We start from the raw sequence: 12,536 nt of genomic DNA, 5'->3' as shown, positions 1-12,536 counted from the left end.
TGGCCCGGACGACCTAGGCGTGGCTCGTGGGCGGGGGCGTCACGCAGGGGTGTCCGCCGCGTTCGCCGCTGTGCTGCCGTTCGCCGCTTGGCGCTAGTGGGCCGTCCCCCTGATAGGTGGACGGGGAAAGACTGGGCACGCGCCGGTCTTGGCGGCCGTCACCCGGTCCACCGTGGTACGCGCGCCCCTTCGCCGAGTTGATCATGGAGAAAGGCGCGCGCGGGCGGGCTATGCCCGCACTTCCCCCGTCCCCCTGATAGCTGCCAGTTCTTAGACCGCGGCACCGCGGGTCAAGCGGTGCCACCGTCCGCGCGAAGCGCCGTTCAGGCTCCGCTTGAGGCGCCGTGCCGCGGCTAAGACAATGGGCAGCAGGGGGACGGCCCACTAGCGCCAAACGGCGCACGAGAGCCAAACGGCGAACGGCCGCAAGACGGCGGGTCCACCGTTCGGTGGACCTCACAACCCACCACGCGGTGCTCGTCCCGGCCGCCGTCGCAGCGGATGGTGGTGGCATGACGAATTCCGCCATCCGGGTGCGTGGGCTGCGCAAGGCCTACGCCGGTGTCACCGCCGTCAGCGGGCTGGACCTCGACGTCGCGCGGGGGGAGGTGTTCGCGCTGCTGGGGCCGAACGGCGCCGGGAAGACCACCACCGTGGAGATCCTCGAGGGCTACCGCCGCCGCGACGCCGGCGAGGTCAGTGTGCTGGGTTCCGATCCGGCGCGGCCGGACGCCGGCTGGCGGGCGCGCATCGGCATCGTGTTGCAGAGCTCCGGCGGCCACGACGAGCTGTCCGTGCAGGAGCTGGTGCACCACTTCGCCGGCTACTACCCCGACGCCCGCGACCCGGACGAGGTCATCGCGGCCGTCGGGCTGGACGAGAAGCGCGCCACGCGGGCGCGGCACCTGTCCGGCGGGCAGCGCCGCCGCCTCGACGTCGCGCTGGGCATCCTGGGCAACCCGGAGCTGCTCTTCCTCGACGAGCCCACGACCGGGTTCGACCCGGAGGCGCGGCGGGAGTTCTGGGCGCTCATCACCTCGCTGGCCGACGGCGGCACGACGATCATCCTCACCACCCATTATCTCGACGAGGCCGAGCAGCTGGCCGGACGCGTCGGCGTCATCACGGGCGGGCGCATCGTCGCGCTGGACACGCCGGACCGTCTCGGCGGCCGCGACCACGACCACGCGGTCGTCCGGTGGAGCGAGGACGGTCTGCAGCGCACCGAGCGGACCGCCACCCCCACCGCGCTGGTCGCCCAGCTGGCCGGGCGGCTGGGCGGCGAGGTGCCCGGCCTCGTCGTCAGCCGCCCCACGCTGGAGGACGTGTACCTGCGCCTGATCGGTCAGCCGGACCACACCCTGGAGGTCGTGTCATGAGCACGAGCCGCATCGCGGTGTCGCGCGCTTCGCTGGAGACCAGGAGCTACTTCCGCGAACGCGACTCCGTGATCTTCTCGTTCCTGTTCCCGGTCATCATGCTGGGCATCTTCGCCGTCGTGTTCGGCAACGAGGACGTCGGCGAGACCAGCGGCGTGCCGATCGACTTCGCGCAGTATTTCCTGCCCGGCATGGTCGCCTCGGGCATCATGCTGGTCAGCTTCCAGACGCTCGCGATCAGCCTGGCCATCGAACGCGAGGACGGCACGCTGAAGCGGCTGCGCGGCACGCCGATGCCGCCGGTGTCGTACTTCCTCGGCAAGGTCGGCATGATCCTGGTGGTCGGGCTGAGCCAGATCGCGTTGCTGCTGGCCGTGGCCGTGCTGGCGTTCGGGGTCGAGCTGCCGTCGGAGCCGTCGAAATGGCTGACGTTCGCCTGGTGCTATGTGCTCGGCACGGCCGGCGGCGCCATCCTGGGCATCGCCTACTCGTCGGTGCCGCGGTCGGCGAAGAGCGCGTCGGCCGTGGTGGTGGGACCGCTGCTGGTGCTGCAATTCATCTCGGGCGTGTTCTTCGTGTTCGCCGACCTGCCAAGCTGGCTGCAGAACGTCGCCTCGGTGTTCCCGCTGAAATGGCTGGCCCAGGGCATGCGTTCGGTGTTCCTGCCCGACCGGTTCGAGACGCTGGAGGTATCCGCATCATGGCAGCACGGCCCGACGGCGCTGATCCTGTCGCTGTGGCTGGTCGCGGGTCTGGTCATCTGCGTCCGGACGTTCCGGTGGCAGCGCAGGGACGACGGCTGACGGCGGCCGGCGGCGCCCCGGTGCGCAGCAGCGTCGCCGAGCTGGACGCGTTCTGGCAGCGCACCACGGTCGCCTGGCACAGCGTCTACCTGGGTCTGCTGGGGCTGCTCGCGCTCATCATCGGCAGCTCCGGCAACCTGTCCAGCGACGACCGCCTGACCGGCCTGCTCGCGGTGACGGCGATGGTCGTCGTCTACCTGCTGCTGGGCCGTCGGCTGCTGGGCACCGAGGAGATCGGCTGGCAGGTCGTGGTCCAGCTGACGGTCAGCTGGGGCTGCCTCTACCTGCTGCTCGGCACGGGCATCTTCGACGCCTACTTCCTGCTGTTCGGGCTGATCCCGCACATCTGGGTGTTCCTGCCGACGCGGTGGGCCATCGGCGCGACGTTCGTGTTCCTGTCCGGCCTGGCCGTCATCGAGGTCGGCCGCGACGGCTGGACGGCCGCGGCGGTGCGCGACGTCGCGCCGCAGGTGACGCTGCAGATCGGCGTGTCGCTGCTGATGGGGCTGTTCATCACGCACGTGTTCTTCCAGGCGGAGAAGCGGGCCGAGCTGATCGACGAACTGGAGCGCACCCGCACCGAGCTGGCCCAGCTCGAGCACTCACGCGGCGTGCTGGCCGAGCGGGAGCGGCTCTCGCACGAGATCCACGACACGCTGGCGCAGGGCTTCACCAGCATCCTCACGCTGGCGCAGGCCATCGAGGTGGCGCTCGACCGCAACCCCGACGCCGTCCGCGACCGGCTGGCGCTGCTGGAGCAGACGGCGCGCGACAACCTCGCCGAGGCGCGGGCGCTGGTCAGCTCGCTGGCGCCGGTCAGCCTGCAGGACGCGTCGCTGCCCGAGGCGATCGAGCGCATCGCCGGCCGGTTCGCCGACGAGACCGGGATGGAGGTGAGCCTGCAGATCGACGAGGCCGGCCCGCCCCTGCCGGCGAACGTCGAGGTCGTGCTGCTGCGCGCGACCCAGGAGGCGCTGACGAACGTGCGCAAGCACGCCGGCGCCCGCAGGGTCATCGTGGCGCTGCGGTTCCGGTCCGGCCCGCCCGGAGCGGCCACCGTCGCCGTGGTCGACGACGGACGCGGGTTCCGGCCGGGCGCGGCGCACGACGGGTACGGGCTGCGCGGCATGCGGGCGCGGGTCGAGCAGGTCGGCGGGCTGCTCGAGGTCGTCAGCGCGCCGGACGCCGGCACCACCGTCCGTGCGACCGTCGGGCTGGCGCCGGCGTAGCGGCGCACTCCGTCAGCGCTGGAATGCCCAGGACACCATCGAGGGGAACTCGGTGTGCCAGAAGGGGTCGCCGTGGTCGCCGAGCCGCTCGGCCATGACGACGTCCGCGCCGGCGTCGAGCAGCGCGGCCGCCCAGCGCGTCGCGTTCTCGAGGAACCACGGCTCCAGCGTCCCGGCGACGAGGTACGTGCGCGGCAGCGGGTGCGGCAGCACGGCGGGCGGGCGGAACCCGCCGCCCGGCGACGCGCAGAAGACCGCACCGTAGATGTCCGGGTGGCGCAGCCCCATGGCGAGGGCGAGCTCACCACCGGCTGACACGCCGCACACCGCGGTGCGGTCGGCGGGCAGGGCGAGGCCGAAGCGTGACCGTACCCAGCCACGGACCTCGTCGACGAAGAACCGCTCGTGTGCGGCGAACCGTGCGTCGTCGAAGGACGGTGAGTACTCGCCGATCCGGATCATCTCGTCCGGGTCGTCCGTCCCGTGGACACCGACGATCATGGTGGGCGGCACGTCGGCGGCCTCGAGGTGTCCGCCCCACTGCGAGATCAGCTGGCCGTCGCCCGCGAACACGACGGCTTCCGGCGGATCCGGCGGCACATGGACGGTGACCTGCCGCCCGCCGTCGTACTCGAAGGTCTCGGTGACCAGGTCGCCCACGGCGTCAGGGTAGCGTGGGCGGCCGTGACGATGTTGCGGCTGCTGCTGGTCGACGACCACCCGGTCGTGCGCACCGGGCTGGCCGGCATGCTCGGCGCCGAGGACGACTTCGAGGTGGTCGGCGAGGCCGGTGACGGCGAGGAGGCGCTGGTGCTGGCCCGCCGGCTGCGTCCGGACGTCATCCTCATGGACCTGCGGATGCCCCGGCTGGACGGCGCCGAGGCGACGGCGCGCATCCTGGCCGAGCTGCCCGGCACCCGGATCCTGGTGCTGACCACGTACGACACCGACTCCGACATCGTCCGCGCGGTCGAGGCGGGTGCCACCGGCTACCTGCTCAAGGACACCCCGCGCATCGACCTCGCCGCGGCCGTCCGGGCGGCGCACGGGGGCGAGACGATCCTGGCGCCGCCAGTGGCCGCGCGGCTGGTCAGCCGCATGCGGGCGCCGTCGGTGCCGCCGTTGACCCCGCGCGAGCGCGAGGTGCTGGCGGCCGTCGCCACGGGGCTGTCGAACGCGGAGGTCGGGCGGGCGCTGCACATCGGCGAGGCGACGGTGAAGACGCACCTGCTGAGGGTCTTCGCCAAGCTCGGCGTGGACGACCGGACGGCGGCCGTGACGACGGCGTACGCGCTGGGCATCTTGGCGCCGCCGGGGTCGTCCCCGGCTTCCTGAGCGCGCCCCGCAATACTATGAGCATGGCTCAAACCCGTACGCGGGTGTCCCGGCTGGCGCTGCGACCCACCATCGGCATCGACATCGGCGGCACCAAGGTCGCCGCCGGCGTCGTCGACGCCGAGGGCACGATCATCGAACGCACCCGCCGCGAGACGCCGAGCAAGAGCAAGAGCCCCCGCGTGGTCGAGGACACCATCGCCGACATCGTGGCCGAGCTCGGCGCCCGCCACCACGTGCTGGCGGTCGGCATCGGCGCCGCCGGCTTCGTCGACGGCACCCAGTCCTCCGTGCTGTTCGCACCGCACCTCGCCTGGCGCAACGAGCCGCTGCGCGACGCCGTCCAGCGGCGCGTCGGGCTGCCCGTGGTCGTCGACAACGACGCCAACGCGGCGCTGTGGGCCGAGTGCCGGTTCGGGGCCGCCCAGGGCGAGTCGCACGTCGTCTGCGTCAACCTCGGCACCGGCATCGGCGGCGGGGTGGTCCTCGACGGCGTGCTGCACCGCGGCCGGTTCGGCGTCGCCGGCGAGTTCGGCCACATGGTGGTGGTGCCCGGCGGGCACCGCTGCGAGTGCGGCAACCGCGGCTGCTGGGAGCAGTACGCCAGCGGCAACGTGCTGGTCCGCGAGGCCCGCGAGCTGGTGCTGAACGGCTCGCCCGTCGCCTACCGCATCGCCGAGACGTGCGAGGGCGACCCGTCGCGCATCACCGGCCCGATGGTCAGCGCGCTGGCCGCGCAGGGCGACCCCGCCGCGCTCGAGCTGCTCGAGGACATCGGCCACTGGCTGGGCGTCGGCCTGGCCAACCTGGCCGCCGCGTTCGACCCCGGCCTGTTCGTCATCGGCGGCGGCGTCTCCGACGTCGGCGACCTGCTGCTGCAGCCGGCCCGCACGACGTTCCGGCGCACGCTGACGGGGCGCGGCTTCCGGCCCGAGGCCGAGGTCGTCCAAGCGGCGCTGGGCAACGACGCCGGGCTGATCGGCGCCGCCGACCTCGCCCGCCGCGAGCGGTCCCGCCGCCGCGACCGCGCCAAGCTGGTCACCACCCGGCTGCTGCTGCCCAGGCGGCGTGACCTCGGCGGCAACGGCACACCCATCCAGCGCCGCGCCAGGCGCACCACCGGCACCGGCACCGCGATCGAGCCGGTGATCGGCCTGCGCAGGCGTGGGGGCGGCTGACGGCCACCCCCTCAGTAGGAGTAGAAGCCGCGGCCCGACTTGCGCCCGTGCTCACCGGCGTCGACCATGCGGCGCATCAGCTCGGGCGGGAAGAACTTGGTGTCGGCGGTCTCGTCCCAGATGTTCGACGTGGCGTGGTGCAGGACGTCGACGCCGGTGAGGTCGGTGGTGGCGAGCGGGCCCATGGCGTGGCCGAAGCCGAGCCGGCAGGCGACGTCGATGTCCTCGGCCGACGCCACACCGGACTCGTAGAGCTTCACGGCCTCGACGACGAGCGCGCTGATCAGCCGCGTGGTGACGAACCCGGCGACGTCGCGGTTGACGACGATGCAGGTCTTGCCCGACGACTCGGCCAGCTCGCGCGCCGCCGCCAGCGTGTCGTCGGAGGTGTGCAGGCCGCGGACCAGCTCGCACAGCGCCATCATCGGGACCGGCGAGAAGAAGTGCGTGCCGACGACCGACTCGGGCCGCTCGGTGACGGCGGCGATCTTGGTGATCGGGATGGCGCTGGTGTTGGTGGCCAGGACGGCGCCGTCGCGGCACAGGCGGTCCAGCTGCACGAACAGCTCGCGCTTGACGTCGACGTTCTCGAACACCGCCTCGACGACGATGTCGGCCTCGGCGACGGCGTCGAGGTCGGTGGTGGTGGTGATGCGGCCCAGTGCGGCGTCGCGGGCGCCGGCGGTGAGCTTGCCCTTCTCGACGAACTTCGCGGTGCTCGCCTCGATGGCGGCCCGGCCGCGGCCCACGGCGGCGTCGTCGAGGTCGCGCAGCACGACGTTCCAGCCACCGGTGGCAGCCACCTGGGCGATGCCCGATCCCATCAGGCCGGCTCCGATGACGGCCACACTGCGTCCCATGCTGCTACCTTCCCGCTCGCTCGTTCGGTTCCGGTGTGACGCCGGGTTCGGTGCGCAGCGCCGGCTCGACCGGCGCGGGTGTGCCGGCCGTCAGGACGGGTTCCGGTGGCCGGCGGCGCTGCTCGCGCCAGCGCTCCCACCAGTGCGCGCCGACCATGATGGCGGCGACGTACAGCCAGCCGAGCAGGACGTCGACGACGTAGTGCTCGCCGCCGTAGACCAGCGTGAACGCCATGGCCAGCGGGTACGCGACGATCGGCACCTTCAGCCACCAGCGCTTGGCCAGCGGCCACAGGGTGACCGCGACCAGCATGGAGAACCCGGCGTGCAGCGACGGCAGCGCGGCCACCTCGTTGGCTCCGCCCTGGGCGTCGGACAGCCACGCCTGGGCGCTGCGCAGCCCCAGCTCGTTCCAGCCGCGTCCGACGAGGCGGTAGACCGGCTCGTCGATGTCGCCGGTGCGGGCCGACGCGTACCACGGCGGCGCGGCGGGCAGCAGCACGTACGTCAGCAGGCCGGTGTAGGTGAGCAGCAGCACCCGCCGGATGTAGCCGACCCACAGCGGCCGCGACCACATGTAGAACGCGGCGGCCAGCACCCACGGCACGACGAAGTGGCTGAAGTAGACGATCGCGGCGCCGACGTCCCACCAGCGCACCGTCGACTCGAACAGGTGCTCCTGCAGCCACAGGGTCGGGATGGTGCCGCCGAACAGCCAGCTCTCGATGTCGACGACCTGGCCGACCCGCAGCGGCATGCCCAGGGTGTCGGCGATGCCGCGGGTGTGGTCGTACAGGATCAGCGCGGCCAGCAGCGGCAGCCAGTCGAGGAACGTGCGCAGGTGCTCGCGCAACGGCCGGCCGATCTTGACCGCGATCATGCCGGCGAGGATCCAGCCGGTCTGCCCGACGCGGTCCATCGGGATGCCCTCGACGGCGCTGTAGACGACCAGCACGACCAGGTAGATGCCCAGCCCGACGCGGCCCGGCGTCACCCGGCCGCGCCAGCCGTCCCCGACGGCGGCCGCGACCTCCGGTTCGTCAGTCATCGAAGTGGTCCGGATCGGGCTCGCGGACCACGTCGGCGCCCAGCGACTGCAGCTGCCCGACGAGGTCGGGGTAGCCGCGGTCGATGTGGTGGACGGCCGACACCAGCGTCTCGTCGTCGGCCAGCAGGCCGGCCAGCACGAGACCGGCGCCGGCGCGGATGTCGGTGGCGACGACCGGCGCGCCGGACAGTCCGGGCCGGCCGCGGACGACGGCGTGGTGGCCGTCGATGCGGACCTCGGCGCCGAGACGGACCAGTTCGTTGACGAACATGAACCGGGCCTCGTACACGTTCTCGGTGATCATCGCGGTGCCCTCGGCCACGGCGTCGAGTGCGACGATCATCGGCTGGAGGTCGGTCGGGAAGCCCGGGTACGGCAGCGTGACGACGTCGATGGCGCGCGGCCGCCCGGACATCGCCACCCGCAGCCCGGCCGGCCCGGACTCGACGGTGGCGCCGGCGGCGGCCAGCTTGTCGAGGACGATCTCGAGGTGCTCGGCGCGGCCGTTGCGGATGGTGATGTCGCCGCGGGTCATGACGGCCGCGACGCCCCAGGTGCCGGTGACGATGCGGTCCGGGATGGTGGTGTGCGTCGTCGGGTTCATGGAGTCGACGCCCTCGACCCGCAGCGTGGACGTGCCGGCGCCGTCGATCTTGGCGCCCATGTCGCCGAGCATGCGGCAGATGTCGACGATCTCGGGCTCGCGCGCGACGTTGTCGATGACCGTGGTGCCCTTGGCCAGCACGGCCGCCATGAGGATGTTCTCGGTGGCGCCGACGCTGGGGAAGTCGAGCCAGATGCTGGTGCCGTGCAGGCCCTGCGGCGCCCGCGCCACCACGAACCCGTGCTCGATCTCGACCTGCGCGCCCAGCTTCTCCAGCCCGGACATGTGCATGTCGAGGCCGCGCGAGCCGATGGCGTCGCCGCCGGGCAGCGCCACGTTGGCCGCGCCGCACCGGGCCACCAGCGGGCCGAGGACGCAGATCGACGCACGCAGCCGGCGCACCAGGTGGTAGGGCGCCTCGTGGGCGATGTCGGCGGGGACGTCGATGGCGACGGTGCCGCCCTCGCGGTGGACGTCGCCGCCGAGCTGACGCAGCAATTCGCCCATGTAGTCGACGTCGGTGATGGCGGGGACGTCGTGCAGCACGGTGCGTCCTTCGGCGAGCAGCGCCGCCGCCATCAGCTTGAGTGCGCTGTTCTTCGCGCCGCTGACCCGGACCTCACCCCGCAGGGAGCTCCCCCCGGTGACCCGAAATCTCTCCACGCCCGCTGTACCCTTTCGCCGTTCCGATGAACGGTACGCCTCGAAGGCGTCAACCGGCGAACTGCCCCCCGGGCGGCGCCGCTTCCAACCAGGTCACGAAGGCCGTGGCCGCAGGCTCGGTCATGGACACCTCGACGCTGCTCTCGTTCGACCGGCAGATCAGCACGACGTGACCGGCGGGCAGCTCGTAGCTCTCCTCGGCGTCGGGCTGGCGGCGTCCGTCGACGACCAGCGAACTGCGCCGGAACGAGCGCCTCGGCCACGTCGTGAAGCTGAACGTGCGGAACCACTCGAGGGTGTCGTCGCGGTAGCGCCCGATGCCGAACGCCCAGCCACCGGACCAGCCGTCGTGGCTGTCGCCGCGCACGCACATGTCGAAGCCACCGTCACGCTGCAGGATGCCCCGGCGGACGTACAGGGCCAGGAGGACCAGCACAGCGGCGAGCGCGAGCGCACCCAGTACCAGCAGGGTCCACGACACCAGCGCCACCGATCACCTCCCCCGAGCGTGATACCGATGCTCTCAGATCTACCGGCTCGCCGCGACGTCGAGCCTGGCCTGCGCCCATCGGCCCGCGCCGTCGCCGTCCTCGCCCAGCGCGTCCAGATCGGCTTGAGCTGCGGCGACGTCGATCTCGTCGGCCAGTTCGGCCTGCTCGGCGAGGATCGCGATCTGGTTCTCGGACACGGACAGGAACCCGCCGGAGACCGCCACCACGACGGCTTCGCCGCCGGTCGAGCGCACCGTCACCGGGCCGGCCACCAGCAGGCCGAGCACGGGCTCGTGACCGGGCATGATGCCGATCTCACCCTCGGGTGTGCGCGCGATGACGATCGAAGCCGCGCCGGACCACACCTTGCGGTCGGCGGCGACCACCTCGACGTTCAGATCTTCGGCCACGATCTTTCCCTTCCTCCCCGGGACCGGAAGGGAGCCGCCACCCGTACGGGGGCGACTCCCTGCCGGTCAACGCGGAATGTCAGCCTCTCAGGAGGCGAGCTCGCGCGCCTTCTTCTCGGCGTCCTCGATGTTGCCGACGTAGCTGAACGCCTGCTCGGGCAGGTGGTCGTACTCGCCCTTGGTGATGGCGTCGAACGACTCGAGCGACTCGGACAGCGGGACGAACACGCCCGGCTGGCCGGTGAACGACTCGGCCACGAACATGTTCTGCGACAGGAACCGCTGCAGGCGGCGGGCCCGGTTGACCGTGACGCGGTCCTCCTCGGACAGCTCGTCGACACCGAGGATGGCGATGATGTCCTGCAGCTCCTTGTACTTCTGCAGGATCTCCTTCACCCGGGTCGCGATGCGGTAGTGGTCCTCACCGAGGTACGCGGCGTCGAGGATCCGGCTGGAGGAGTCCAGCGGGTCCACGGCCGGGTAGATGCCCAGCTGCGAGATCGGACGCGACAGCACCGTCCGGGCGTCGAGGTGCGCGAACGCGGTGTGCGGCGCGGGGTCGGTGATGTCGTCGGCCGGGACGTAGATGGCCTGCATCGACGTGATGGAGTGACCACGCGTCGAGGTGATGCGCTCCTGCAGCTCGCCCATCTCGTCGGCCAGCGTCGGCTGGTAGCCCACGGCCGAGGGCATGCGGCCCAGCAGCGTGGAGACCTCGGAGCCGGCCTGGGTGAACCGGAAGATGTTGTCGATGAACAGCAGCACGTCCTGCTTCTGGACGTCGCGGAAGTACTCGGCCATCGTCAGCGCCGACAGCGCGACCCGCATACGGGTGCCCGGCGGCTCGTCCATCTGGCCGAACACCAGCGCGGTGTCCTTGAGGACGTTGGCCTCGCCCATCTCGACCCAGAGGTCGTTGCCCTCACGGGTGCGCTCGCCGACACCGGCGAACACCGAGGTGCCACCGAAGTTCCGGGCGACACGGGTGATCATCTCCTGGATGAGCACCGTCTTGCCGACACCGGCGCCGCCGAACAGGCCGATCTTCCCACCCTGGATGTACGGGGTGAGGAGGTCGAGCACCTTGATGCCGGTCTCCAGCATCGTGGTGCTGCCCTCGAGGTCGGCGAACGGCGGCGGGTCGCGGTGGATCTCCCAGCGCTCGCTGACCTCGATCTTCGACTCGTCGGTGTCGAGCGGCTTACCGAGGGCGTTGAACACGTGGCCCTTGACGCCGTCGCCGACCGGCACCGAGATGCCCTTGCCGGTGTCGCGGACGACCGCGCCGCGGGTGAGGCCGTCGGTCGGCTGCATGGAGATGGCCTTGACCAGGCCGTCGCCGATGTGCTGCTCGACCTCGAGCGTCAGCGTGCGGTCGCCGCCGGCCTCGTCGGCCAGCTTCACGTCGACCTCGAGCGCGTTGTAGATGCCGGGCATGTGGCCGCCGCCGAACTCGACGTCGACGACGGGCCCGATGACCCGGACCACCCGGCCGGTGGCGACGGCGGTCTCTTCAACCGTGGCAGTCATGATTACTCGCTCCCTGCGGCCGCCAGCGCGTCCGCGCCGCCGACGATCTCACTGATTTCCTGGGTGATCTCGGCCTGGCGAGCCGAGTTGGACTGACGGGTGAGCGTCTCCTGCAGCTCACCGGCGTTGTCCGTGGCGTTCTTCATGGCTCGGCGCCGGGCCGCCTCATAGGAGGCGGTCGCGTCCAGCAGTGCCGTGTACACGAGGTTGCCGGCGTACTGCGGAAGCAGCGCGTCCAGCACTTCGTCGGCCGACGGCTCGAACTCGTAGAGCGGCAGCACGTCGCCGCGCGCCGGGCGCCCGTTGCCGGTGCCGGAGGCGCCGGACTCGGAGCGGACCGCACCGGTGTCGGTGTGGTGCTCCTCCGGGACGTCCTCGACCATGATCGGGAACAGCCGCCGGGCCCGCACCTCCTGCGTGACCATGTTGCGGAAGTGCGTCGACACGATGTGGATCTCGTCGACGCCGCCCTCCTCGGTCGGCGTGTTGATGGCGTCGAGCAGGTCGTCGGCGATCCTGCGCGCGTCGGCGTAGGACGGCTTGCCGGTGAAGCCCACGTACTGGCCGCCGAGTTCGCGGCCGCGGAACGTGAACCAGGTGACGCCCTTCTTGCCGACGACGTACGGCACGACCTCCTGGCCCTGCTCGCGCAGCAGACCGGTCAGCGCCTCGCTCTGCCGGATGACGTTGGCGGAGTAGGCGCCGGCGAAGCCGCCGTCGCTGGTGACGACCAGGATGGCCGACCGGCGCGGCTCCTCGACGCCCTCGAGCAGCGGGTTGTCCAGCCGGGCCCGCTCGGCCGCGGCCTCCATGGCCCGCACCAGCGCCTGGCTGTACGGGCGGGCCGCCTCGGCGTACTGCTGGGCCCGGGCGATCCGTGAGGTCGCGATGAGCTCCTGGGCGCGGGTGATCTTCTTGATGGAGTCGACGGAGCGAATGCGCTGCCGCAGCTCGCGAATCTGAGCTCCCATTACGCGTGCGACCTCCCTTCAGGACCCCGATACGA

The 12,536-nt window shown here is 71.8% G+C and carries 13 protein-coding genes; 5 read left to right on the top strand and 8 right to left on the bottom strand.

What is annotated here, in order from left to right; genetic code table 11:
- Positions 1-512 precede the first annotated feature (512 nt).
- The 3 genes from BLV02_RS31075 to BLV02_RS31065 are packed head-to-tail and all read left to right on the top strand — an operon-like array spanning position 513 to position 3,411.
- On the top strand, positions 513-1,379 hold the full coding sequence (locus BLV02_RS31075) for an ABC transporter ATP-binding protein (RefSeq protein WP_069112195.1): 867 nt from the start codon (positions 513-515) through the stop codon (positions 1,377-1,379).
- On the top strand, positions 1,376-2,182 hold the full coding sequence (locus BLV02_RS31070; RefSeq protein WP_069112196.1) for an ABC transporter permease: 807 nt from the start codon (positions 1,376-1,378) through the stop codon (positions 2,180-2,182). Before BLV02_RS31075 ends, BLV02_RS31070 begins: the two co-directional genes overlap by 4 nt.
- Positions 2,158-3,411: a sensor histidine kinase gene (locus BLV02_RS31065; protein ID WP_171906768.1), complete on the top strand. Its 1,254-nt coding sequence runs from the start codon at positions 2,158-2,160 to the stop codon at positions 3,409-3,411. The genes BLV02_RS31070 and BLV02_RS31065 overlap by 25 nt, the downstream gene beginning before the upstream one ends.
- A 12-nt stretch (positions 3,412-3,423) precedes the next feature.
- On the opposite strand, the gene BLV02_RS31060 is transcribed toward BLV02_RS31065, so the two are convergent.
- Positions 3,424-4,071 (bottom strand): alpha/beta hydrolase, encoded by a 648-nt coding sequence (locus tag BLV02_RS31060; RefSeq protein WP_069112197.1) that lies wholly within the window; start codon positions 4,069-4,071, stop codon positions 3,424-3,426.
- A 30-nt stretch (positions 4,072-4,101) separates the two neighbouring features.
- Between BLV02_RS31060 and BLV02_RS31055 the strand changes: the two genes are divergently transcribed.
- Entirely contained in the window at positions 4,102-4,746 is a 645-nt protein-coding gene (locus BLV02_RS31055) for a response regulator (RefSeq protein WP_069112331.1), read from the top strand.
- A gap of 23 nt (positions 4,747-4,769) precedes the next feature.
- On the top strand, positions 4,770-5,924 hold the full coding sequence (locus BLV02_RS31050) for an ROK family glucokinase (RefSeq protein ID WP_083288802.1): 1,155 nt from the start codon (positions 4,770-4,772) through the stop codon (positions 5,922-5,924).
- Positions 5,925-5,935: 11 nt separating this feature from the next.
- Here the strand turns inward: BLV02_RS31050 and BLV02_RS31045 are convergent, their stop codons facing one another.
- From BLV02_RS31045 to BLV02_RS31015, 7 genes are all read right to left on the bottom strand, one after another.
- The gene (locus BLV02_RS31045) at positions 5,936-6,784 is read right to left on the bottom strand and encodes a 3-hydroxyacyl-CoA dehydrogenase family protein (RefSeq protein WP_069112198.1); all 849 of its coding nucleotides are present in this window, start codon (positions 6,782-6,784) and stop codon (positions 5,936-5,938) included.
- Between the two features lie 4 nt (positions 6,785-6,788).
- The gene (locus BLV02_RS31040) at positions 6,789-7,832 is read right to left on the bottom strand and encodes a phosphatase PAP2 family protein (RefSeq protein WP_069112199.1); all 1,044 of its coding nucleotides are present in this window, start codon (positions 7,830-7,832) and stop codon (positions 6,789-6,791) included.
- Positions 7,825-9,099, bottom strand: a complete 1,275-nt coding sequence (gene murA, locus BLV02_RS31035) for a UDP-N-acetylglucosamine 1-carboxyvinyltransferase (RefSeq protein ID WP_069112200.1) — start codon at positions 9,097-9,099, stop codon at positions 7,825-7,827. Before murA ends, BLV02_RS31040 begins: the two co-directional genes overlap by 8 nt.
- A 49-nt stretch (positions 9,100-9,148) precedes the next feature.
- Entirely contained in the window at positions 9,149-9,589 is a 441-nt protein-coding gene (locus BLV02_RS31030) for a DUF2550 domain-containing protein (protein ID WP_216094287.1), read from the bottom strand.
- A 39-nt stretch (positions 9,590-9,628) separates the two neighbouring features.
- Positions 9,629-10,000 (bottom strand): F0F1 ATP synthase subunit epsilon, encoded by a 372-nt coding sequence (locus BLV02_RS31025; RefSeq protein ID WP_069112201.1) that lies wholly within the window; start codon positions 9,998-10,000, stop codon positions 9,629-9,631.
- Between the two features lie 87 nt (positions 10,001-10,087).
- Positions 10,088-11,530 carry a F0F1 ATP synthase subunit beta gene (gene atpD / locus BLV02_RS31020; protein ID WP_069112202.1) on the bottom strand — a complete coding sequence of 481 codons (1,443 nt, stop codon included), beginning with the start codon at positions 11,528-11,530 and terminating at the stop codon, positions 10,088-10,090.
- A gap of 2 nt (positions 11,531-11,532) precedes the next feature.
- Positions 11,533-12,501: a F0F1 ATP synthase subunit gamma gene (locus BLV02_RS31015; protein ID WP_069112203.1), complete on the bottom strand. Its 969-nt coding sequence runs from the start codon at positions 12,499-12,501 to the stop codon at positions 11,533-11,535.
- Between the last annotated feature and the right edge of the window lie 35 nt (positions 12,502-12,536).

It is taken from the genome of Jiangella alba, from assembly GCF_900106035.1.
Taxonomy (GTDB): domain Bacteria; phylum Actinomycetota; class Actinomycetes; order Jiangellales; family Jiangellaceae; genus Jiangella; species Jiangella alba.
This window is presented reverse-complemented; position numbering and strand designations above follow the sequence as displayed.